The sequence below is a fragment of the Streptomyces longisporus genome, from assembly GCF_039532765.1.
Classification (GTDB): domain Bacteria; phylum Actinomycetota; class Actinomycetes; order Streptomycetales; family Streptomycetaceae; genus Streptomyces; species Streptomyces longisporus.
Genome location: NZ_BAAASG010000012.1, coordinates 109,061 through 130,873 on the forward strand (window position 1 = coordinate 109,061; position 21,813 = coordinate 130,873).

At 70.5% G+C, this 21,813-nt stretch carries 20 protein-coding genes; 10 read left to right on the forward strand and 10 right to left on the reverse strand.

The features are described 5' to 3' along the window. The first annotated feature begins 98 nt into the window (after positions 1-98). From ABD355_RS26155 to ABD355_RS26170, 4 genes are all read left to right on the forward strand, one after another. Positions 99-1,391, forward strand: coding sequence for a M18 family aminopeptidase (locus ABD355_RS26155; RefSeq protein WP_344403106.1), 1,293 nt, complete (start codon positions 99-101; stop codon positions 1,389-1,391). An 81-nt stretch (positions 1,392-1,472) separates the two neighbouring features. Next, entirely contained in the window at positions 1,473-1,724 is a 252-nt protein-coding gene (locus tag ABD355_RS26160; RefSeq protein WP_344403107.1) for a DUF6458 family protein, read from the forward strand. A 308-nt stretch (positions 1,725-2,032) separates the two neighbouring features. Then, positions 2,033-3,073: a glycosyltransferase family 2 protein gene (locus tag ABD355_RS26165; RefSeq protein ID WP_425585796.1), complete on the forward strand. Its 1,041-nt coding sequence runs from the start codon at positions 2,033-2,035 to the stop codon at positions 3,071-3,073. A gap of 51 nt (positions 3,074-3,124) precedes the next feature. Beyond that, positions 3,125-3,289 carry a hypothetical protein gene (locus tag ABD355_RS26170; protein WP_165954846.1) on the forward strand — a complete coding sequence of 55 codons (165 nt, stop codon included), beginning with the start codon at positions 3,125-3,127 and terminating at the stop codon, positions 3,287-3,289. Between the two features lie 6 nt (positions 3,290-3,295). On the opposite strand, the gene ABD355_RS26175 is transcribed toward ABD355_RS26170, so the two are convergent. Further along, entirely contained in the window at positions 3,296-5,122 is a 1,827-nt protein-coding gene (locus ABD355_RS26175; protein ID WP_344403110.1) for an NHL domain-containing thioredoxin family protein, read from the reverse strand. Between the two features lie 29 nt (positions 5,123-5,151). Next, on the reverse strand, positions 5,152-5,544 hold the full coding sequence (locus tag ABD355_RS26180; RefSeq protein WP_344403111.1) for a cupin domain-containing protein: 393 nt from the start codon (positions 5,542-5,544) through the stop codon (positions 5,152-5,154). Positions 5,545-5,596: 52 nt separating this feature from the next. On the opposite strand from ABD355_RS26180, the gene ABD355_RS26185 reads away from it, so the two are divergent. After that, positions 5,597-6,598: a helix-turn-helix domain-containing protein gene (locus tag ABD355_RS26185; protein ID WP_344403112.1), complete on the forward strand. Its 1,002-nt coding sequence runs from the start codon at positions 5,597-5,599 to the stop codon at positions 6,596-6,598. Continuing rightward, entirely contained in the window at positions 6,595-7,089 is a 495-nt protein-coding gene (locus ABD355_RS26190; RefSeq protein WP_344403113.1) for an LURP-one-related/scramblase family protein, read from the forward strand. The genes ABD355_RS26185 and ABD355_RS26190 overlap by 4 nt, the downstream gene beginning before the upstream one ends. 19 nt (positions 7,090-7,108) lie before the next feature. On the opposite strand, the gene ABD355_RS26195 is transcribed toward ABD355_RS26190, so the two are convergent. Further along, positions 7,109-7,906, reverse strand: coding sequence for a carbon-nitrogen family hydrolase (locus tag ABD355_RS26195; RefSeq protein ID WP_344403115.1), 798 nt, complete (start codon positions 7,904-7,906; stop codon positions 7,109-7,111). A 215-nt stretch (positions 7,907-8,121) separates the two neighbouring features. Here ABD355_RS26195 and ABD355_RS26200 point away from each other — a divergent pair, with 215 nt between their 5' ends. Then, positions 8,122-8,946: a maleylpyruvate isomerase family mycothiol-dependent enzyme gene (locus ABD355_RS26200; RefSeq protein ID WP_344403116.1), complete on the forward strand. Its 825-nt coding sequence runs from the start codon at positions 8,122-8,124 to the stop codon at positions 8,944-8,946. A gap of 18 nt (positions 8,947-8,964) precedes the next feature. Here the strand turns inward: ABD355_RS26200 and ABD355_RS26205 are convergent, their stop codons facing one another. The 3 genes from ABD355_RS26205 to ABD355_RS26215 all read right to left on the reverse strand — a co-directional run bounded on the left by ABD355_RS26205 (position 8,965) and on the right by ABD355_RS26215 (position 11,866). Continuing rightward, entirely contained in the window at positions 8,965-9,723 is a 759-nt protein-coding gene (locus tag ABD355_RS26205) for a hypothetical protein (protein ID WP_344403118.1), read from the reverse strand. A gap of 176 nt (positions 9,724-9,899) precedes the next feature. Then, positions 9,900-11,207: an MFS transporter gene (locus tag ABD355_RS26210; protein WP_344403119.1), complete on the reverse strand. Its 1,308-nt coding sequence runs from the start codon at positions 11,205-11,207 to the stop codon at positions 9,900-9,902. After that, complete coding sequence (locus tag ABD355_RS26215) at positions 11,204-11,866, reverse strand: GntR family transcriptional regulator (protein ID WP_344403120.1); 663 nt, start codon at positions 11,864-11,866, stop codon at positions 11,204-11,206. The genes ABD355_RS26210 and ABD355_RS26215 overlap by 4 nt, the downstream gene beginning before the upstream one ends. A 210-nt stretch (positions 11,867-12,076) precedes the next feature. Between ABD355_RS26215 and ABD355_RS26220 the strand changes: the two genes are divergently transcribed. Both ABD355_RS26220 and ABD355_RS26225 read left to right on the forward strand, forming a co-directional pair. Then, positions 12,077-12,979 (forward strand): D-alanyl-D-alanine carboxypeptidase family protein, encoded by a 903-nt coding sequence (locus ABD355_RS26220; protein ID WP_344403121.1) that lies wholly within the window; start codon positions 12,077-12,079, stop codon positions 12,977-12,979. A gap of 74 nt (positions 12,980-13,053) precedes the next feature. Beyond that, entirely contained in the window at positions 13,054-13,707 is a 654-nt protein-coding gene (locus ABD355_RS26225) for a class I SAM-dependent methyltransferase (protein ID WP_344403122.1), read from the forward strand. Positions 13,708-14,325: 618 nt separating this feature from the next. On the opposite strand, the gene ABD355_RS26230 is transcribed toward ABD355_RS26225, so the two are convergent. From ABD355_RS26230 to ABD355_RS26245, 4 genes are all read right to left on the reverse strand, one after another. After that, complete coding sequence (locus ABD355_RS26230) at positions 14,326-15,726, reverse strand: dihydrolipoamide acetyltransferase family protein (protein ID WP_344403123.1); 1,401 nt, start codon at positions 15,724-15,726, stop codon at positions 14,326-14,328. 10 nt (positions 15,727-15,736) lie between these two features. After that, the gene (locus ABD355_RS26235; RefSeq protein WP_344403125.1) at positions 15,737-16,714 is read right to left on the reverse strand and encodes an alpha-ketoacid dehydrogenase subunit beta; all 978 of its coding nucleotides are present in this window, start codon (positions 16,712-16,714) and stop codon (positions 15,737-15,739) included. A 1-nt stretch (position 16,715) separates the two neighbouring features. After that, positions 16,716-17,894: a pyruvate dehydrogenase (acetyl-transferring) E1 component subunit alpha gene (gene pdhA / locus ABD355_RS26240; protein ID WP_344403126.1), complete on the reverse strand. Its 1,179-nt coding sequence runs from the start codon at positions 17,892-17,894 to the stop codon at positions 16,716-16,718. Positions 17,895-18,225: 331 nt separating this feature from the next. Then, positions 18,226-19,833, reverse strand: a complete 1,608-nt coding sequence (locus ABD355_RS26245; protein ID WP_344403127.1) for a protein kinase domain-containing protein — start codon at positions 19,831-19,833, stop codon at positions 18,226-18,228. 334 nt (positions 19,834-20,167) lie between these two features. On the opposite strand from ABD355_RS26245, the gene ABD355_RS26250 reads away from it, so the two are divergent. Then, entirely contained in the window at positions 20,168-21,805 is a 1,638-nt protein-coding gene (locus tag ABD355_RS26250; protein WP_344403129.1) for a protein kinase domain-containing protein, read from the forward strand. Positions 21,806-21,813: the final 8 nt, after the last annotated feature.

Here is a 21,813-nt window from a genome sequence, read left to right on the forward strand (position 1 = left end):
CTCTCCGGTTCTGGGTAGCCAGAACTCCACATCGCCCTCACGAGGGCCCGCTCCTCATCACGAGGAGTGGGCCCTCGTACGTCGTTAAGGTGAACCCCATGAGCGAACCCCACCGCTTCGACCGCGGTCACACCGACGACCTCATGTCCTTCCTGACGGCGAGCCCGTCGCCGTACCACGCGGTGGCGAGCGCCGCCGAGCGGCTGGAGAAGGCAGGGTTCAGGCAGATCGCGGAGACGGACGCCTGGGACGGGACGAGCGGCGGCAGGTATGTGCTGCGCGGCGGCGCGATCGTGGCCTGGTACGTCCCCGAGGGCGCGGCGCCCCACACGCCGTTCCGCATCGTCGGCGCGCACACCGACTCCCCGAACCTGCGGGTCAAGCCGCAGCCGGACACCGGGGCGCACGGCTGGCGCCAGGTGGCCGTGGAGATCTACGGCGGGCCGCTGCTCAACTCCTGGCTCGACCGCGACCTGGGCCTGGCAGGACGGCTGACCCTCCGGGACGGCTCGACGCGCCTGGTGAACGTGGACCGGCCGCTGCTGCGCGTCCCCCAGCTCGCCATCCACCTGGACCGCTCGGTGTCGGCGGAGGGACTCAAGCTGGACAAGCAGCGCCACATGCTGCCGGTGTGGGGTCTGGGCAACGACGTGCGCGACGGCGACCTGATCGCCTTCCTGGAGGAGAGCGCGGGGCTGGGCGCCGGCGAGGTCACCGGCTGGGACCTGATGACGCACTCCGTGGAGCCGCCCGCCTACCTGGGGCGCGACAAGGAGCTGCTCGCCGGGCCGCGCATGGACAACCTGCTGTCGGTGCACGCGGGCGTGGCCGCGCTGACGGCGGTCTCCGGCGGTGACCTGCCGTACATCCCCGTACTGGCCGCCTTCGACCACGAGGAGAACGGCTCGCAGTCGGACACGGGCGCGGACGGGCCGCTGCTCGGCAGCGTGCTGGAGCGCTCGGTGTTCGCGCGCGGCGGCTCGTTCGAGGACCGGGCGAGAGCCTTCGCGGGCACGGTGTGCCTGTCGTCGGACACCGGTCACGCGGTGCACCCCAACTACGCGGAGCGGCACGACCCCACGCACCACCCGCGGGTCAACGGCGGCCCGATCCTCAAGGTCAACGTCAACAACCGCTACGCCACGGACGGTTCGGGCCGCGCGGTCTTCGCCGCCGCCTGCGAGAAGGCGAACGTGCCCTTCCAGTCCTTCGTGTCCAACAACTCCATGCCCTGCGGCACCACGATCGGCCCGATCACCGCGGCCCGGCACGGCATCAGGACCGTCGACATCGGTGTGGCGATCCTGTCGATGCACAGCGCCCGTGAACTGTGCGGCGCGGACGACCCCCTTCTGCTGGCGAATGCGCTGGTGGCGTTCCTGGAGGGGTAGTCAACTGGCCGTGAGGGCATGGGCGATGTCCGTCCGGGTACTCGGGTTCTACCGCAAACACCGGACAGGGAGGCGACACTCATGGGCCTCGGCGGGTGCATCATCCTCATCGCCGTGGGAGCCATCCTCACGTTCGCGACCGACTGGCACATGCAAGGGGTCAACCTCGACCTGGTCGGGATCATCCTGATGATCGTCGGCCTGATCGGCGTCAGCACCTTCAGCGGCATCGCCCGGCGCCGACGCGTCGTGGTTCCGCCGACGACGCCGGTCGTGGAGGAGGAGGTCCGCCACCGTCGCACGGACGGATACTCCGACGGTTACGGCATCTGACGGATAGGGCATGTAAGGGACACGCCCCCTGCTGATGGACGCACAGGGCAAGCAAAGACAACCGTGAGCATTCCGTGATCAGGGGTGCCTTGTTGACTTGTGTGAAAATAGTGAAGACTCCGGGGTAGTGAGCCCGGGGGGTCGCACGTTCCGGGCGTGAACCATCAGCGCATCCCGGAGGGCTCCCCGTGCTCCACTCGGCGGAGACGACCGCCGTGGCACCCGTCGCGGGGCCACGGTCCCCACGACGGCACGCGGCACGCCGCGCCCACGCCGCACCCGACGAACTCGGCGGCCCGCTGCGGCTCGTGGTGCTGATCCCGGCCCACAACGAAGCGGACCGCATCGCCGCCGCCGTCCAGGGCCTGTGGCGGCAGACCCGGCGTCCCGACCTCATCGTCGTCGTGTGCGACAACTGCACCGACGCCACCGCCGAGATCGCCGCCGCCCACGGCGCACAGGTCTTTCACACCCAGGGCAACACCCACAAGAAGGCCGGCGCCCTCAACCAGGCCATCGCCTGGGTGCTGCCCCATCTCGAGGAACGCGACCTGCTGCTGGTGCAGGACGCCGACACCGTGCTCGACCCGTGGTTCAACGAGACCGCGATGGCCACCTTCAACCGCAAGGTCGGCGCCGTCGGCGGGGTCTTCTACGGCGAGGAGGGCGGCGGCTTCCTCGGACTGCTCCAGCGCATGGAGTTCCATCGCTACGCCTGGGAACTGGAACGTTCCGGCGGCAAGGCGCAGGTGCTCACCGGCACCGGCACCATGTTCCGCGCGCGGGTGCTGCGCGAGGTCCGCGCCGCCCGCCGCACCGGGGTCATCGGCGGCGGCAACGGCTACTACAGCCTCGCCTCGCTCACCGAGGACGACGAGATGACCAAGGCCGTCAAGACCCTCGGCTACCGCGCCATGTCACCGGCCGGCTGCGCGGTCACCACCGAGGTCATGCCGACCCTGGGCAAGCTGTGGCACCAGCGGCTGCGCTGGCAGCGGGGGGCGCTGGAGAACCTGCGCGACTACGGATGGACCCGGGTCACCGCGCGCTACTTCATGCAGCAGTTCCTGATGGGCTTCGGCGCCCTGTGCTTCCTCGTCTATCTGACCTACATGGTCACCTTCACCACGCTCTACGGCTGGCCCGGCTTCTCCCCGTTCTGGACGGCGATCGGGCTGCTCTTCGTGGTCGAGAAGACGGTCTCCGTACGGCGGGCCGGTCCGCGCGCGGTGCTGGTCGCCGCGCTGATGGTCCCCGAGATGCTCTACGACCTCTTCCAGCACGCCGTCTACTTCACCTCGCTGTGGGGGCTGATGCGCCGCAGCGAGGAGAAGTGGGTGGCTACCTGACACCCCCTTGACCCACCCCCCACGACCAACCCCCGCTAGGAGAAGCACGACATGTACGGAAGAGTGATCGGCGCCGGGACCACGGGCGCCGGCGGCGCCACGCTGGCCGCCACGGGCATGTGGATGAACAGCATGGCGCTGCTCGTCACGGCCACCACCCTGATGGCCGCAGGGGTGGCCCTGTTCAAGCTGGCGCCGCGTCCGCGCCGTCGCTGAACCCGGTCAGCCGGCCGGGTGATCCATCCCGGCCAGCACCAACGGCAGCCGGTCTGCCCCGCCTTCGGTGAGGCGGACCGGGACGCCCCAGTCCTGCTGGTGGACGTGGCAGGCCGGGTAGGGGTTGTCCGCGTCGTCGTCGCAGGAGGCGGCCATCGCGGAGACGTGCACAACGCCTTCCGTGATCGCGGAGTTGAACTCCAGGGTGCGCGAGAGGCCGGTGTCGGCGCCCTCGCCCTTCAGCAGGAGTCCGGGAGGCGTCGACGACACCAGCAGGCGGGTCGAGGGGCCATACCGCGTGTCCAGTTTCTGGCCCGCCGGGGCCTGGAAGACCACGTCCAACCTGAGCTCGCCGGGGGTCACTTCGGTGGCTTCCCGCTGTGTGCGGTGGGCCACCGACTCCACCCGGACGGCCTCCTCCGGCAGCCGCAGCCGGGTCAGCCTGTGCCGGGCCGACTCGACCACCACGATGTCCTCGCCCACCAGCACCGCATCGCTCGGTTCACGCAGGTCGGTCGCGAGGGTGGTCACCTCGCCGGTCGAGGGGTCGTAGCGGCGCAGGGCGTTGTTGTAGGTGTCGCTCACGGCCACCGAACCGTCCGGGAGGGCCGTCACGCCCAACGGGTGCTGGAACAGGGCCTGTGCGGCGGGCCCGTCCCGGTGACCGAAGTCGAACAGGCCCGTGCCGACGGCGGTGCGGACGATGCCGTCGAGGTCCACCCAGCGCAGGGCGGAGGTCTCGGAGTCGGCCAGCCAGAGCCGGTCGGCGGTGGCGGCGAGTCCGGAGGGCTGGGCGAACCACGCCTCGGAGCCTGGTCCGTCGACCAGCCCCTCGTTGGTGGTGCCGGCCGCGACGGCGACCGTCCGCTCGACCGGGTCGTACGACCACAACTGATGGACGCCGGCCATGGCGATCCAGACCCGGCCACCGAAAAGGGCCACGTCCCAGGGGGAGGAGAGGTCGATCTCGCGCGCCGGGCCCGAGGTGGGCGAGCCCTGCCACCACTGGCGTCCGGTGCCGGCGAGCGTGGTGACCTCGCCGGACGCCAGGTCGAGGCGGCGCAGGGCGTGGTTTACGGTGTCGGCGACGACGACCGTGGTGTCGTCGAGAAGGGCGAGGCCCTGCGGCTCGTTGAACGCCGCCGCCTCCGCCGAACCGTCGGCGAAGCCCCGTGCGCCGGAGCCGATGCGCCGCACCACCGACTCCCCATCCGCCGCCAGCTCCACCAGCTGATGCCGGGTGGTGTCGCTGACCAGGAAGGTGCCGCCCGGCAGGACGAGCGCCTTGCCCGGGAAGCGCAGGGTGGTCGGCTCGGGCTCCGGCGGCACGTACGGCCCGTCGCCGCGCCGCAGGGTCCCCTTCGCCTCGTGCTCGGCCTCCAGCTCCGTCACCAGCCGCTCGATCGCGTGCACATGCCCCTCACCGGCGTGCTGCGCGACGACATACCCCTCGGGATCGATCACCACCAGCGTCGGCCAGGCCCGCACCGCGTACTGCTTCCAGGTCGCGAGCTCCGGGTCGTCCAGCACCGGATGCTCCACCCCGTACCGCTCCACGGCATCGACCACCGCCGCGTGCTCGGCCTCGTGCACGAACTTCGGAGAGTGCACCCCGATGACGACGACGGTGTCCGCGTGCTTCTCCTCCAGCTCCCGCAGCTCGTCGAGGACGTGCAGACAGTTGATGCAGCAGAACGTCCAGAAGTCCAGCACGACGATGCGTCCGCGCAGGTCGGACAGGGTGTACTGCTGGTCGCCGGTGTTCAGCCAGCCGCCCTTGCCCACCAGCTCGGGGGCTCGGACACGGACGCGCCGGGGAGTGGAGTCGGTCATGGCTCAAGAGTGCCACCGGCCACTGACAGTCACGAAAGCGTGTAACCCGTCGTCGTGTCCACGTGGTCGGGGATCTCCTCGTGGTGGTCGCCGACCGTGAGCGTGCCGGTGGGTTCGAGGAGGAGGATCTCCGTGGGGGTGGGGGCGTGGGGCTTGTGGTGGGTGCCCCGGGGGACCGTGAAGAGGGAGCCCTTCGTGAGGACGACCGTGCGTTCGCCGGACGGTTCACGCAGGGCGATGTGGAGTTCGCCGTCCAGGACCAGGAAGAACTCGTCGGTGTGGTCGTGGACGTGCCAGACGTGCTCGCCCTCGACCTTGGCGACCCGGACGTCGTAGTCGTTGACGGTGGTGACGATGCGCGGGCTCCAGCGGTCCGTGAAGGACGCGAGGGCACTGGACAGGGAGATGGGTTCGGTCGTCATGGGTTCATCGTGGGGGTGGGCCTGGAGGACACGTGAGTGCTAGAAATCGCATATGGCGCAAGGATCCTCTCAGCAGTCTCCGCACCGGGTCGCGGTGATCGTCGACGAGGGCACCAACCCCTTCGAGGTGGGCGTGGCGACCGAGCTGTTCGGGCTGCCGCGGCCCGAACTGGGGCTTCCGGGACCGCTGTACGAGGTGACGTTGTGCGCGCCCGCGCGTGAGGTGCGGATGAACCACGGGTTCTTCACGCTGACCGGGGTGCCGGGGCTGGACGCCGTGGACGGTGCGGACACCCTCGTCGTCCCGGGGCGGCCCGACAACGTCGTCCCGCGCGAGGCCGCCGTACACGACGCGATCCGCCGTACGCACGCGCGTGGCGCGCGCGTGGTGAGCTTCTGCACCGGGGCCTTCGCGCTCGCGGAGGCCGGGCTGCTGGACGGGCGCCGGGCCACGACCCACTGGCGCTGGGCGGACCTGTTCCGCGAGTTGCATCCGAAGGTGCTGCTGGAGCCGGACGTGCTGTTCGTCGACGAGGGCGATCTGCTCACGGCGTCGGGCAGCGCGGCCGCGCTCGACCTCGGCCTGCACCTCTGGCGCCGGGACCACGGGGCTGAGCTCGCGAACGCCGTCTCCCGGCGGCTGGTCTTCGCCTCCCACCGGGACGGCGGGCAGCGGCAGTTCGTGGAGCGGCCCGTGCCGGACGTGCCCGAGGAGTCGCTGGGGCCGCTGCTCGCCTGGGCGCAGGAGCGGCTGGGCGAACCGCTGGCGGTGGCGGACCTCGCGGCCCGGGCGGCGGTGTCCCCGGCGACCCTGCACCGCCGCTTCCGCACCCAGCTGAGCACGACCCCGCTCGGCTGGCTGACCGGGGAACGCGTCGCCCTCGCCTGTCGTCTCATCGAGCGCGGGGAGGAACGGCTGGACGTCGTCGCGGCGAGAAGCGGACTGGGCAGCGCGGCCAACCTGCGCGCGCGCATGCGGCGCGAGACGGGACTCAGCCCGTCGGCCTACCGGCGGCGTTTCGGACCGACGCCCGGGGAAGAGGTGGGGACATGAGATTCCAGGTACGCGACCGGCTCCTCGGCTTCGGTGACGACTACTGGATCGAGGACGAACACGGCAACAAGGTGTTCCTCGTCGACGGCAAGGCCATGCGCCTGCGGGACACCTTCGAGCTGAAGGACACCCAGGGACGCGTCCTGATCGACATCCACCAGAAGATGTTCGCCCTGCGCGACACCATGGTGATCGAACGGGACGGCGCCGCCCTCGCCCGCATCAAGCGCAAACGCCTTTCCCTGCTGCGCCACCACTACCGGGTCTCCATGGTCGACGGCACGGAGCTCGACGTCAGCGGCAAGATCCTCGACCGCGAGTTCGCCGTCGAGTACGACGGCGAACTCCTCGCCGTCATCTCCCGCCGTTGGCTGCACATCCGGGACACGTACGGCGTCGACGTCGTACGGGAGGACGCGGACCCGGCGCTGCTGATCGCGGTGACGGTGTGCGTGATCCACCTGGCGGAGAAGGAACGGGAGGACGACTGAACCCCCGCAGCGCCCGGGGCTAGAGGACCCGGTCCTTCAAGGCCGGGAACTGCTCGCGCGTCGTCGCGACCTTCGCCGGATCGAACTCCACGGTGAGGATCTCCTCGTCCGCCCCGGCCTCTGCGAGGACCTCGCCCCACGGATCCACCACGATCGAGTGACCCGCCTGCGGAACTCCCGCATGGGTCCCGGCCGTTCCACAGGCGAGCACGAACGCCTGGTTCTCGACCGCCCGCGCCTGGGCCAGCAGCGTCCAGTGCGCCCGGCGGCGCTCCGGCCAGCCCGCCGGGACGACCAGGGTCTCGGCCCCGGCGTCGACGAGACCGCGGAAGAGTTCGGGGAAACGGAGGTCGTAGCAGGTGGCGACGCCCACGGTCGTCCCGGGCAGACGGACCGTCACCAGTTCCCGCCCCGCGCCCATCAGCACGGCCTCGCCCTTGTCGAAGCCGAAACGGTGGATCTTGCGGTAGGCGGCGGCCAGATCACCGGAGGGGGAGAAGACGAGAGACGTGTTGTAGAGCGGCCCTGAACCCGCGGCGGAGCCGCTTTCGGATGCAGCCCGCTCGGGGATCGAGCCGGCGTGCAGCCACACGCCCGCGTCGCTCGCGGCCTTCGCCATGGCCTCGTACGTCGGCCCCTCCAGCGGCTCGGCCTCGGTGCCGAACGCCTCGTAGGCGAAGGCGCCGGTCGTCCACAGCTCCGGCAGCACGACCAGATCGGCCCCGGCCTGCTCCCGTACCAGCGAGGCCACCCGCCGCCGACGCGATTCGACCGATTCGCCCTCGTCTACGGCGATCTGGATCAGAGAAGCGCGCACACTACCACCGTCCTGGCATTCGAGCCGTCCACACGGGCCTACGATCGTCACACGAAAGCACTGCCGGGGTGCCTCACAGCAGCGTAACTTGGGGGTCCCCCCGGTTCGAGCGCAGCCGAGAACTGGGGGAGTTCCAAGACCGCGCCGAGTGCAGCCACCTCCCGCTGGCAACGCTGCCACCAACCGCCCGTGTACCGACCGAGGGGTCCCGTTCCGTGAGTCTGCATCCCACCCTCCAGCCCTACGCCGACGCCTGGACCCACTCCATCGAAGCGATATCCGAGCTGGTGGGACCGCTTGTGGAGGGAGAGTGGAACCGTCGGACGCCGTGCCCCGGGTGGTCGGTCCGTGACGTCGTCTCCCATGTCATCGGCCTGGACTGCGAGATGCTCGGCGACCCGCGCCCCATCCACACGCTGCCGCGTGACCTCTTCCACGTCACCAACGACCACCAGCGCTACATGGAGATGCAGGTCGACGTCCGCCGTCACCACACGGCGCCGGAGATGACCTCCGAGCTGGAGTACGTGATCATCCGCCGCAACCGCCAGCTGCGCAACGAGTCGCGCGACCCGGGCACCAAGGTGCGCGGTCCCCACGGCACCGAGCTCACCCTCGAAGAGTCCATGCGCGCCCACGCGTTCAACGTCTGGGTGCACGAACAGGACCTGCGGGCGGCCCTGGGCCGCCCCGGCAACCTCGACTCCCCCGGCGCGCACATCGCCCGTGACGTGCTCCTCGCCGAGCTGCCCGCCATCGTGGCCGAGAAGTCGGACGCGCCGCGCAGTTCGGCGATCGTCTTCGACGTGCACGGCCCGGTCGAGTTCCTGCGCACCATCCGCGTCGACATCCAGGGCCGCGGCACCCTCGAGACCGCCCCCGCCCTCGGCCCCGCCGCCACCCTCACCCTCGACTGGGAGACGTACGTGCGCCTGGCCTGCGGCCGGGTGACCCCGCAGGGCGTCGCGGACCGGGTGAAGGCGGAGGGGGACCCGGAGCTCACGGCGGCCATCCTGCGGAACTTCACGGTGACTCCGTAGCGCCTGCGGATCCCGTGATCAGCGGTCCTCGGTGACCGTCGTCGCGACACCGCCGCTGATCACGACCTTCGCGGAGACACCCTTCTTGGCGGCGGCCTCCAGCTGGTCCAGGGTGCAGCGGGAGGTCCCCGACGACCCCGGGGTGCCGCAGATGGTGCCCGCGCCGTACACCTTGGTGCTGTCGGCGACGAAGAACGCCTGCTCGACGCCCTTCATGTCGGACACGGTGAACTTGCCCGGCGCCAGATAGCCGACGTTGCCGAGCCAGGTGCCGCTGACGCCCTTGGTGCCGGTGCTGCCGCCCGCGCCATGACGTTCGCGGACGACGGTGGCGACGCCCTTCCTGATCGTCACATCGGCGGGGACTGCCGCCTTCCTGGCCGCCGTCTCCAGCTGGTCCAGGGTGCAGTGCGAGCCGCCGCAGATCGTGCCGGCGCCGTGGATCCGGGTGTCGGTGGCGACGAAGAACGCCCGGTCGGTCTTTCCGGGCACGGACACGATGTACTTGCCCGGGGCGAGATAGCTGATCGTGCCCCCGGTGATGGTGGCGTTCACGCCCTGCTGGGACTTCGACGCGTTCCCGGCGGAGGTGCCCGAGGAGCCGGAGTTCTGAGACGACCCCGAGGACTTCGACGTCCCCTGCGACGTGGCCGTCGTGGACGCCGAGGTGTCCGCGGAGCTGCCCTTGTCGGTGGAACCGTTCTGACAAGCCGTCATCAGCAGTCCGGCCGAGATCGCGGCGGTGACGAGGGCGGTCTTGCGCAGGCGGCGGTTCATCGGGAGGTTCCCTTCAAGAGCGAGGACTGTGTTCGAGGCGTTCGACGCACTCGCTGACTATGAGGGGCCGCCGGTCCCCCGGGTCACGTCCGTCCTCGCTTCACGACACCGCTGTCACACGCCCATGACACAGCAACACCCGGGCTGTGAACGTCCGTCGCAGTGAACCGCCCGCTTCACGCGGGCACGTGCACCGTCTCCACCCGGCTCGCCACCAGCCGCTCCCGCTCCCGACGGGCGACCCGCCCCCGCAGCCGCAGGATCTGGCTGACCCCGAGCGCCTGGAGCACGAACACCGCGGAGAAGGCGACCGTGTAGTCGTCGCCGGTGGCGTCCAGCAGCACGCCGATGGCGAACAGTGTCGTCATGGAGGCGACGAAGCCGCCCATGTTGGTGATCCCGGAAGCCGTGCCCTGCCGCTCCGCCGGGTTGGCCGGCCGCGCGAAGTCGAAGCCGATCATCGACGCCGGACCGCAGGAGCCGAGCACCGTGCACAGCACGATCAGCAGCCACATCGGCGCCCGGTCGGCCGGGTAGGCCAGCGTCGCCGCCCACACCACCGCCGTCGCCGCCACGGTTCCGAGCGCCAGCGGCAGTCGCGCCGCGTGGTGCCGGGCGATGATCTGGCCGTAGACGAGGCCCACGACCATGTTCGACAGGACGACCAGGGTGAGCAGTTCACCGGCCGTGGCCCGCGACAGGCCCTGCGCCTGCACCAGGAAGGGCAGCCCCCACAGCAGCAGGAACACCATCGCCGGGAACTGGGTCGTGAAGTGCACCCACAGCCCGAGCCGCGTCCCCGGCTCCCGCCAGGAGGCCGCGATCTGCCGCCGCACGTACGCGGCGCCCTGGTGCGGGAACGGCTCCGGCTCGTACCCCTCCGGGTGGTCCTTCAGGAACAGCAGGAGCAGGACGAGGACGACGACTCCGGCCAGCGCGCTGCCCGCGAAGGCGGCCGTCCAGCCGACGCCGTGCAGCAGCCGGGCCAGCACCAGCGTGGAGACCAGGTTGCCCGCCATCCCGGCCAGTCCCGCGAGCTGCGCGACCAGCGGCCCGCGCCGCGCCGGGAACCAGCGGGTGCCCAGCCGCAGCACGCTGATGAACGTCATCGCGTCACCGCAGCCGAGCAGCGCACGGGAGGCGAGGGCCATGCCGTACGAGGGCGAGAACGCGAACCCGAGCTGACCTGCCGTGAAGAGCACCACCCCGATGGTCAGCACCTTCTTGGTGCCGAGCCGGTCCACCAGCAGGCCGACGGGTATCTGCATGCCGGCGTAGACGAGGAGCTGCAGGATCGAGAAGGTCGACAGGGCCGAGGCGTTGACGTGGAAGCGGTCGGCGGCGTCGAGGCCGGCGACCCCGAGGGACGTACGGAAGATGACGGCGACGAAGTAGACGGAGACGCCGATGCCCCAGACGGCCATCGCGCGCCGGCCGCCCGGGGGGTCACCCGGCAGGGTGGTCGCGGCGGACGCCGACCTCATCGGACCTCACCCCGCGCCAGGTGCGAGAACCAGCTGACGTGCCGGTGCACGACCCCGACCGCCTCCTCCGGGTCCCCCGAGCGCAGCGCCTGGAGGATCTCCTCGTGCTCGGCGAGGGTCTTGGCGATCCGGTCGGGGTGCGAGTGCAGTACGGCGACGCCCATCCGCAGCTGGCGGTCGCGGAGTTGGTCGTAGAGCCGGGAGAGGATCTCGTTGCCTCCGCTGCGGACGATCTCGGCGTGGAAGCAGCGGTCGGTGACGGCGGCCCCGGCGAGGTCACCGGCGGCGGCCTGCGCCTTCTGCTTCGCCAGCAGTTCCTCCAGCCGCTCGACGAGGCCGGCGGGGGCGGGCACGGCCTTGCGCGCCGCATGCGTCTCGACCAGCAGCCGGGTCTCCACCACGTCCGCGATCTCCTGCGCGGACACGGGCAGGACCAGGGCGCCCTTCTTCGGGTAGAGCTTGATCAGCCCTTCCACCTCGAGGCGCAGCAGTGCCTCGCGCACCGGAGTGCGGGACACCCCTACGGCTTCGGCGAGTTCGCCCTCGGTGAGGAGGGTCCCGCCCTCGTAGCGGCGCTCCAGGACGCCCTGCTTGACGTGGGTGTAGACGCGGTCGGCGGCGGGCGGTTGCTTGGCGGTCAGGGTCCCCGGGCTGCTCATGCGAACAGGATAGATACAACACGTACCCATGAGGGGGTTCGTCCACCATGCGGACGGATCGCCGTCGGTGGATTACTGCTTACGGGAACCCGCCTCTGCAGCCGCACAACCTTCTGTGCTACTTACGTGTCACACACGTGCGGCCCCAGCTTCTTTGCACGCTCAACTCGGCCGCACGCCAGGGGCATTCGACACAATCGGGGTAAACACTTGATTACCGGCATTCCGGGCAGTCGTGTCCGCAGAGCCGCCGCCGTCACCGTGACGGCGGGCGCCATGCTCGCGACCGCTGCCCTCACCGCTGCGCCCGCGCAGGCCGTCTCCGCGCCCACGATCGTCGCCAAGGGCGGCTACGTGATGAACAACGCGAACGCCAAGACGCTGTACACGAAGGCAGCGGACACCAAGCGGTCCACCGGCTCCACCACGAAGATCATGACCGCCAAGGTCGTGCTCGCACAGCCGAACCTGAACCTCGACGCCAAGGTCACCATCCAGAAGGCGTACAGCGACTACGTCGTCGCCAACAACGCCTCGCAGGCCCACCTGATCGTCGGCGACAAGGTGACCGTCCGTCAGCTGCTGTACGGCCTGATGCTGCCGTCCGGCTGTGACGCCGCGTACGCGCTGGCCGACAAGTTCGGCTCGGGCTCCACCCGGGACGCGCGTGTGAAGTCGTTCATCGGCAAGATGAACACCGCCGCGCGGAGCCTGGGCCTGACGAACACGCACTTCGACTCGTTCGACGGCATAGGGAATGGCAACAACTACTCGACGCCGCGCGACCTGACGAAGATCGCCAGCAGCGCGATGAAGAACTCCACGTTCCGCACGGTCGTGAAGACGAAGTCGTACACCGCGAAGACCGTCACCAAGACGGGCAGCATCCGCACGATGAACCCGTGGACCAACACCAACGGGCTCCTCAGCAGCTACAGCGGCACCATCGGCGTGAAGACCGGCTCCGGCCCGGAGGCGGGGTACTGCCTCGTCTTCGCCGCCACGCGGGGCGGCAAGACGGTCATCGGCACCGTCCTGTCCTCCACGTCCATCCCGCAGCGCGAGGCGGACGCGAAGAAGCTGATGACCTACGGGTTCGCGCAGCTCGGCTGACCCGGATCAGCACAGGAACAGGGAGGGCCCCTCGCCGACGGCGAGGGGCCCTACGCCTCCTCTAGAGTCGCCGGGTGACCGAGCCCTCCTACCTCACGGCGGTCCGGGAGTCCTACGACACCGTCGCCGCCGACTACCTGAAGCAGGTCAAGCGACCGGCCGAACTGGACCCGCTGTCACGCTCGTTGCTGACCGCGTTCGCGGAGGCCGTGCGGGAGGGCGGCGGCGGGCCCGTCGCGGACCTGGGCTGCGGCCCGGGCCTGGTGACGGCGCACCTCGCCGGGCTGGGGCTGTCCGCCTTCGGCGTCGACCTGTCCCCGCGGATGATCGAACTGGCCCGCCGGACCCATCCGGGCCTGACCTTCACGGTGGGCTCGATGACCGCACTGGACATCGAGGACGGCTCCCTCGCCGGCATCCTCGCCTACTACTCCACCCACCACACCCCACCGGACCTGCTCCCGCTCGTCTACGGCGAGTTCCACCGGACGCTCAGGCCCGGCGGCCTGCTCATGCTGGCCGGTCATGTGGGAGCAGGCGAGTGTGTCCGCCGGGCGCAGGCCTACGGTGGCCATCCGGTCTCGTACGAGTCGCATCGGCTCCCCCCGGACCAGCTCGTGGAACTCCTGGAGCAGGCCGGGCTGACCGTCACGGCACGGGTGCTGCAGGAGCCCGAGGGAACCAGGAGGCCCCAGATCGCCACACTGCTGTGCCGCCGCCCCCTGTAACCGAAGAAGCCACGCACCCACACGGGCACCCGACTCCTGAAGGCCGCGCCCGCCGCGCCGGACAGGCGAAGCCCGCCACGGTTCACCGGCGCCCCAAAGACCGCGTACACGGCCCCTGACAGCTTCCCTCACCGAGCAGGACCGGCAACTCCAACCACAGTTCACCGGCGTCCGGAGGCCGAGTTCACACCAGTGAGCGACTGGCGCAGGCTCCCGGAGGCCGAGTGCACGCCAGTGAGGGACTGGCGCAGGCTCCTGGAGGCTGCGCTCGCCGCGCCGGACAGGCGAAGTCGCCACGGTTCACCGGCGCCCCAAAGACCGCGTACACGGCGGCCCCCGACAGCTGCCCTCACCGAGCAGGACCGGCAACTCCAACCACAGTCCACCGGCGTCCGGAGGCAGAGTGCACGCCAGTGAGGGGCTGGCGCAGGCTTCTGCAGGCTGCGCTCGCCGCGCCGGACAGGCGAAGCCCGCCACGGTTCACCGGCGCCCCGAGGGGGGCGCCGGGTCGTGTCGAAGGTGCGGCTCCGTCATGTGGGTGTGATCAGCCGCGACTGTGCCGGGACAGCAGACGGGATGTCGGCGTCCCGCGGCGGTGCGGCGCAGGTGGCGGAGGGCCTAGGCCCAGGTGATCAGCCGCTTCGGCTGTTCCAGGATCGCCGCCACGTCCGCCAGCACCTTCGAGCCCAACTCGCCGTCCACCAGGCGGTGGTCGAAGCTCAGCGCCAGCGTGGTGACCTGGCGGGGCTTCACCTTGCCCTTGTGGACCCAGGGCTGGAGCTTGATCGCGCCGACGGCGAGGATCGCGGATTCGCCGGGGTTGAGGATGGGGGTGCCGGTGTCGACGCCGAAGACGCCGACATTGGTGATGGTCACCGTGCCGCCCTGCATGGCCGCCGGGGAGGTCTTGCCCTCCCTCGCCGTAGACACCAGCTCGCCGAGCGCCTCGGCCAGCTGCGGGAGCGTCTTGTCGTGGGCGTCCTTGATGTTCGGGACGATCAGACCGCGCGGGGTGGCCGCGGCGATGCCCAGGTTGACGTAGTGCTTGAGCACGATCTCCTGGTTCGCCTCGTCCCAGGACGCGTTGATCCCCGGGTTGCGCTTGATGGCGACCAGGAGGGCCTTGGCGATCAGGAGCAGCGGGTTGACGCGCAGCCCCTCCAGGTCCTTGTCCTGCTTGAGCTCCTCCACCAGCTTCATCGTGCGGGTCACGTCGATCGTCACGAACTCCGTGACATGCGGCGCGGTGAACGCCGAGCCCACCATCGCCGCCGCCGTCGCCTTGCGCACGCCCTTGACCGGGACACGGGTCTCGCGGGCCGTGTCGTACGCCGCAACCGGCGCCGGGGGTGCGGACACAGCGGGAGCCGTCACCGGCTCCGCGGCCGCCGGTGCCACCGCCGCGTGGACGTCCTCGCGCGTGATGATGCCGTCCGGCCCGGACGGGACCACGGTCGCGAGGTCGACGCCCAGGTCCTTCGCCAGCTTGCGCACCGGCGGCTTGGCCAGCGGGCGCGGCTTCTCGGCCGAACCCGCCGGGGCGGTCGCGGTGACCGGCCCGTGGCCGTTGAGCTCCTTCTGGACCGCCGTCGAGGCCTCCGGGACCACCACCTCGGGGCCCTTGCGCGGGCGACGCTTGGTGGAGGACGCGGCGACCCCGTAGCCCACCAGCACCGGCTGGCGGCCGGAGCCCTCCGGCTTCTCCTCGACGGGGGCAGCCGGAGCAGCGGCCTGCGCCGGGGCGGGCACAGCGGCGCCGCCGGACACGTCCACCGCGATGATCGGCGTGCCCACGTCCACCGTGGAGCCCTCGGGGAAGTGCAGGTCGCGGACCACCCCGTCGTACGGGATGGGCAGCTCCACCGCCGCCTTCGCGGTCTCGACCTCGCACACCACCTGCCCGTCGGTGACCCGGTCACCGGGCTGGACGTACCACTTGAGGATCTCGGCCTCGGTCAGGCCCTCGCCGACGTCCGGCATCTTGAACTCGCGTACGGACGCTTCCGTCATCGTCGTCACGACCCTCTCCTCAGTACGCCAGGGCGCGGTCGACGGCGTCGAGCACCCGGTCCAGGCCCGGCAGGTACTCCTCCTCCAGGCGGGCCGGCGGGTACGGGGCGTGGTAGCCGCCGACCCTGAGGACCGGTGCCTCCAGGTGGTAGAAGCAGCGCTCCGTGATGCGGGCGGCGATCTCCGCGCCCGAGCCGAGGAACACCGGCGCCTCGTGGACGACGACCAGGCGGCGCGTCCTCTGCACGGACGTCTGGATCGAGTCGAAGTCCAGCGGGGAGATCGAGCGCAGGTCCAGGACCTCGAGGGACTTGCCCTCCTCGGCGGCCGCGGCGGCGGCCTCCAGGCAGAGCTTCACCATCGGGCCGTACGCGACGAGCGTCAGGTCGGTGCCCTCGCGGACGACCTGAGCCTTGTGCAGCGGCCCGGGGATGGCCTCGGTGTTGACCTCCGCCTTGTCCCAGTAGCGCCGCTTGGGCTCGAAGAAGATCACCGGGTCGTCGCTCTGGATGGCCTGCTGCATCATCCAGTAGGCGTCCGACGCGTTCCCGGGGCTGACCACCTTCAGGCCCGCCACATGCGCGAAGAGCGCCTCGGGGGACTCGGAGTGGTGCTCGACCGCGCCGATGCCGCCGCCGTAGGGGATGCGGACGACCACCGGGAGCTTGACCTTGCCGAGCGAGCGCGCGTGCATCTTCGCGAGCTGCGTGACGATCTGGTCGTAGGCCGGGAAGACGAAGCCGTCGAACTGGATCTCCACGACCGGGCGGTAGCCGCGCAGGGCCAGACCGATGGCCGTACCGACGATTCCGGACTCGGCGAGCGGGGTGTCGATGACCCGGCTCTCGCCGAAGTCCTTCTGCAGGCCGTCCGTCACCCGGAAGACACCGCCGAGCTTGCCGACGTCCTCACCCATGATCAGGACTTTGGGGTCGGACTCCAGGGCGCGGCGCAGCGACTCGTTGATCGCCTTGGCGAGAGCCATCTTCTCGGCCATCTCAGTTGCCCCCCTCATCCGCGAACGACGCCTGGTAGGCGGCGAACTGGGCCCGCTCCTCGTCGACGAGCGCATGCCCGTCCGCGTACACGTTCTCGAAGATGGCGAAGTGGTCCGGGTCCGGCATGGCGCGGACCGCCTCGCGCACTCGTTTGCCCAACGCCTCGCTCTCGGCCTCGAGTTCCGCGAAGAATCCCTCGTCCGCGTGGTTTGAAGCCTCCAGGTACCGGCGAAGGCGCAGGATCGGGTCCTTCGCCTCCCAGGCCTCGCGCTCCTCGTCGGCCCGGTACTTCGTCGGGTCGTCGGAGGTGGTGTGGGCGCCCATGCGGTACGTGTACGCCTCGACGAGGGTGGGGCCCTCACCGCGGCGGGCCCGCTCCAGGGCCCACTTCGTCACCGCGAGGCAGGCCAGCACGTCGTTGCCGTCGACCCGGACGCCGGGGAAGCCGTAGCCCTGCGCACGCTGGTAGAGCGGGACGCGGGTCTGCTTCTCGGTCGGCTCGGAGATCGCCCACTGGTTGTTCTGGCAGAAGAACACCACGGGGGCGTTGTAGACCGCTGAGAACGTGAAGGACTCGGCCACGTCGCCCTGGCTGGAGGCGCCGTCGCCGAAGTAGGCGATGACCGCGCTGTCCGCGCCGTCCTTGGCGATGCCCATCGCATAGCCGGTGGCGTGCAGCGTCTGGGAGCCGATGACGATCGTGTACAGGTGGAAGTTGTTGCCGTTCGGGTCCCAGCCGCCGTTGTTCACGCCGCGGAACATGCCGAGCAGATTGGTCGGGTCGACCCCGCGGCACCAGGCGACGCCGTGCTCGCGGTAGGTCGGGAAGACGTAGTCGTCCTCGCGGGTGGCCCGGCCCGAGCCGATCTGGGCGGCCTCCTGGCCGAGCAGCGAGGCCCACAGGCCCAGCTCGCCCTGGCGCTGCAGGGAGGTGGCCTCGGCGTCGAAGCGGCGGGTGAGCACCATGTCGCGGTACAGGCCGCGGAGCTCATCGGGGGTGATGCCGGCGACGTACTCGTCGTACTCGGCGTTCTTGACGCGCTCGCCCTCGGGCGTCAGCAGCTGTACGAGCTCGGGGTCGGTGCTCGGCGATTTCCTTGCGGTGGTCGTCTTGCCGGCCGTGCTCTTGGTACCGGCGCTGCGTCGCGGCTTGCGCGCGGCAGTGCTCTCCACGGTCACGTGTGCTCCTCCGTCGGTCCGGCATCCCGGGTTCGCCGGGATGCCAGTGCGGCTCGCCTGAAGCCCTACGGACGCACAGGGTGGGTGCGGCCCGGTCGGGGACAGGCGTGACAGGTGCCCCGGCGAGCGCCCTGCAAAAGGCACGTTACCCAGTGCTCCACATTTCTGTGAAACCCCTCCTGACCTGCGATTTTGCTTGGATTTCCAAGTAAATCGCGAAAGTCGGGAACATCTCCTGGTCACAGCCTTGCAGGGGGCCGGAACAACGGCACGTTATCCCGGTGACCCACGTCACGGGAAGAGTTCACCTCGGGCGAGCCCGGGCGACTGGTCAGCCGCCGACGCCCGACGTGACACCCGTGGTGCCGCCGTTGCCACCGCCCGCGTCCGTCCCCGGGTCCGTCGAGTCGCCCGAGGTCGGCGTCGACGGGGCGGGGTCGTCCGTCGGGTCCGCGGTGGTCGGCTGGTTCGTCGGCTGGGTGCTCGGACGGCTGCTGGGGGTGTGGGACGGGGTGTACGACGGCGTGCGCGACGGCGTGTAGTTCCCGGCCCCGGAGCTCGTGCCGGTGCCGTTGTCCGTGGACGTGTCCGTCGGCTGGTCGGTCGGCTGGTCGGTCGGGGACTCGGTGGCCGTGTCGTCCTTGGTGCTCTGCGAGGTGGTCGGCGACTGGGTGGTGCCGTCGCCGCCACTGCCGTTGCCGGTCTTGTGCAGCGCCAGCGCGACGCCCGCCGCGATGGCGATCACCGCGAGGACGGCGAGGACCCACAGCTTGCCGCGGCCGCTGCCCTTGTTGCCGTGCCCCTCGAAGCCGCTGTCGTCCCCGCCGCCGTAGCCGGTGGGCAGGATCGGCTGCGGGATCTGCGTGGTGCCGGAGGAGTCGCCGGGGTGCGGCAGCACCGTCGTGCTCGCGAAGCCCGCGGCAGGGGTGTGCCGACCCTCGTGCACGGCGACCGGGCCGGTGTTCCAGGTGCCGGTGTGGCCGCCCTGGTCGTACAGCATCTGCAGCCCGTACTGGACGAGGCCGCGCATCTCCTCGGCGGTCTGGAAGCGGTCGTCCGGCTCCTTGGCGAGCGAGCGCATGACGAGGCCGTCGAGCTCAGGCGGCGAGGCGTCGGAGACCTCGGACGGCGGCGTGGGGATGTCCTGGACGTGCTGGTAGACCACCGACAGCGGGGTCTCGCCCGTGAACGGGGGCCGCAGCGCGAGGAGTTCGTAGAGGAGGCAGCCCGTCGCATAGAGGTCGGAGCGGTGGTCGACGGCCTTGCCGAGCGCCTGCTCCGGGGAGAGGTACTGCGGAGTGCCCATGACCATGCCGGTCTGCGTCATCGTCGACTGCGCGCCGTGCAGGGCACGGGCGATGCCGAAGTCCATCACCTTCACCGCGCCGGTGTGCGTGATGATCACGTTCGCCGGCTTGATGTCGCGGTGCACGATGCCGTGCTGGTGCGAGTAGGCGAGCGCCTCCAGCACACCGGAGACGATGATCAGGGCCTGCTCGGGGCCGGGCGCCTCGGCGTTGATCAGCAGGTCGCGGATGGTGCGGCCCTCGACGAGCTCCATCACGATGTACGGCACCGACTGGATGCCGCCCGCGGCGTAGCCGCCATTGGACAGCGTGTCCTCGCCGGAGTCGTACACGGCGACGATCGCGTGGTGGTTGAGGCCGGCCACGGACTGGGCCTCGCGCGTGAAGCGGGCCTTGGAGACCGGGTCCTCGGCGAGGTCGGCACGGAGCAGCTTGACCGCGACGGTGCGCCCGAGGCGCACGTCCTCCGCGGCGAAAACCTCCGCCATGCCGCCCCGGCCGAGTCTGCGGGTCAGCCGGTACCGGCCGTCCCCGACCAATCCGCCGTTCCCCCACATTTCCGGCGCATCTGACATACCGCCGCCAGTCGCCTCGGGGTCGGACGGGCCCTGGGCGCGCTGCTGCTGTGCCATCAGTCCTCGCCGTCGTTTCTGCCCGCGGTGCGCGCGGTGTTGTTACGGTCTCCGTCGGCCACGCTACAGCCTCAATGCAAGCCGCCGGTCCGAGAAGGGGGCCGGAACCGGCACAGGACGGACCGGCCATCAAACCGTCACTCCGTCAGTCCGTGCAAGTTCTGTGTACCGCCCGTACAGCCTCTGTAACGCTCGCGCGACGCTTCTATCGCGTACGGTCACGGATCGGGCACCGAGCTTGACGTGTCAGTGCCCTGGGGCAGACTGGGCCGGGAATAGCACTTTGGATCATCGGCAGTCAACGGCGCCTCAAGGCCCACGGGGGAAGCGGAACATGAGCCAGGACGGCGCACAGGGCCGGTATGCGGGGCGGGCGCTCGCCGGCGGCCGCTATCAACTGCGCGACCTGCTCGGCGAGGGCGGCATGGCCTCCGTGCACCTGGCCTACGACTCCGTGCTCGACCGCCAGGTCGCGATCAAGACGCTGCACACCGAGCTCGGCCGCGAGCAGGCCTTCCGCGAGCGCTTCCGCCGCGAGGCCCAGGCCGTGGCGAAGCTCACGCACACCAATATCGTCTCGGTCTTCGACACCGGCGAGGACAGCCTGGACGGCATGACCACGCCGTACATCGTGATGGAGTACGTCGAGGGCCGCCCGCTGGGCTCGGTGCTCGACGAGGACGTACGGCAGTTCGGCGCGATGCCCGCCGACAAGGCGCTGAAGATCACCGCGGACGTTCTCGCGGCGCTGGAGATCAGCCACGAGATGGGCCTGGTCCACCGGGACATCAAGCCGGGCAACGTGATGGTCACCAAGCGCGGCGTCGTCAAGGTGATGGACTTCGGCATCGCGCGCGCCATGCAGTCCGGTGTGACGTCCATGACACAGACCGGCATGGTCGTCGGCACCCCGCAGTATCTGTCGCCGGAGCAGGCGCTGGGGCGGGGCGTGGACGCCCGGTCCGATCTCTACTCGGTCGGCATCATGCTGTTCCAACTCGTCACCGGACGGCTGCCGTTCGAGGCGGACTCACCGCTGGCGATCGCGTACGCGCATGTGCAGGAGGAGCCGGTGGCTCCTTCGTCGATCAACCGGGCGCTGCCTCCCGCGGTGGACGCGCTGGTCGCCCGCGCGCTGAAGAAGAACCCGAACGAGCGTTTCCCGAGCTCCGAGTCGATGCGCGACGAGTGCCTGAGGGTGGCCGCGTCCGTGCAGGCCGCCCCGCCGAGCATCGTGCCGGGCACCCGCCCCCAGAGCGGCTCCGGCGTCGGCTCCGCGGTGTTCCCGCCGGTCCCGCAGGCGCCCCAGGCACAGCCGGGCCCCGTGCAGACGCCGTACCGGGCGCCGCAGCCGCCGACCCCGAACCCGAATCCGTACGGCGCGCCGACACCGCCTCCTTCTCCGGCGTACGGCTATCCGCAGCAGGGCGGCTACCGGACGCCGTCGCCGTACGCGCAGCCGCAGACCCCGCCGCCGTACAACCTCACGCCCCAGCAGCGGCCCTTGGGGCCTCCGGGGGGCGGCAAGAACAACAAGTCGGTGGTCATCGGCACGATCGTCGTCTCGATCATCGCCGTCGGCGGCCTGATCGCGGCCCTGGCGCTCAACGGCGGTGGGGGCGGCGGAGGCGGCGGTCAGGGCGGCGGCAGCAGCCCGGACCCCACGACGACGCACGCGGCGGACTGGCGCGGGCCGGACACCACCAAGGTGATCGACTCGACGGAGTGCACGGAGCCGCAGGAGTCGTACACCGACGAGAACAAGATCCGGGTGCCCGACTTCCGGTTCAAGTACATCGATTCGGTCAAGGAGTGCGCGCAGGCCGCCGGTTGGTCGCTGGTGGTCAACGACTACAACGAGAACACGTACGGCGAGGGCGCGGTGATCGACCAGACCCCCGAGGCCGGCTCGGACGTCGACCCGCACAAGGTCAAGATCACGCTCGACGTCTCGACGGGCAACCCGTCCTGACGCTTGGC

Bases quoted from the DNA above. Each gene is read 5' to 3' on its own strand.
- ABD355_RS26180 (WP_344403111.1), bottom strand. From the start codon at position 5,544: ATGACGACCGAACCCATCTCCCTGTCCAGTGCCCTCGCGTCCTTCACG.
- ABD355_RS26210 (WP_344403119.1), bottom strand. From the start codon at position 11,207: ATGAGGTCGGCGTCCGCCGCGACCACCCTGCCGGGTGACCCCCCGGGC.
- ABD355_RS26160 (WP_344403107.1), top strand. From the start codon at position 1,473: ATGGGCCTCGGCGGGTGCATCATCCTCATCGCCGTGGGAGCCATCCTC.
- ABD355_RS26235 (WP_344403125.1), bottom strand. From the start codon at position 16,714: ATGGCCGAGAAGATGGCTCTCGCCAAGGCGATCAACGAGTCGCTGCGC.
- ABD355_RS26175 (WP_344403110.1), bottom strand. From the start codon at position 5,122: ATGACCGACTCCACTCCCCGGCGCGTCCGTGTCCGAGCCCCCGAGCTG.
- ABD355_RS26250 (WP_344403129.1), top strand. From the start codon at position 20,168: ATGAGCCAGGACGGCGCACAGGGCCGGTATGCGGGGCGGGCGCTCGCC.
- ABD355_RS26185 (WP_344403112.1), top strand. From the start codon at position 5,597: ATGGCGCAAGGATCCTCTCAGCAGTCTCCGCACCGGGTCGCGGTGATC.
- ABD355_RS26170 (WP_165954846.1), top strand. From the start codon at position 3,125: ATGTACGGAAGAGTGATCGGCGCCGGGACCACGGGCGCCGGCGGCGCC.
- ABD355_RS26245 (WP_344403127.1), bottom strand. From the start codon at position 19,833: ATGGCACAGCAGCAGCGCGCCCAGGGCCCGTCCGACCCCGAGGCGACT.
- ABD355_RS26190 (WP_344403113.1), top strand. From the start codon at position 6,595: ATGAGATTCCAGGTACGCGACCGGCTCCTCGGCTTCGGTGACGACTAC.
- ABD355_RS26215 (WP_344403120.1), bottom strand. From the start codon at position 11,866: ATGAGCAGCCCGGGGACCCTGACCGCCAAGCAACCGCCCGCCGCCGAC.
- ABD355_RS26205 (WP_344403118.1), bottom strand. From the start codon at position 9,723: ATGAACCGCCGCCTGCGCAAGACCGCCCTCGTCACCGCCGCGATCTCG.
- ABD355_RS26155 (WP_344403106.1), top strand. From the start codon at position 99: ATGAGCGAACCCCACCGCTTCGACCGCGGTCACACCGACGACCTCATG.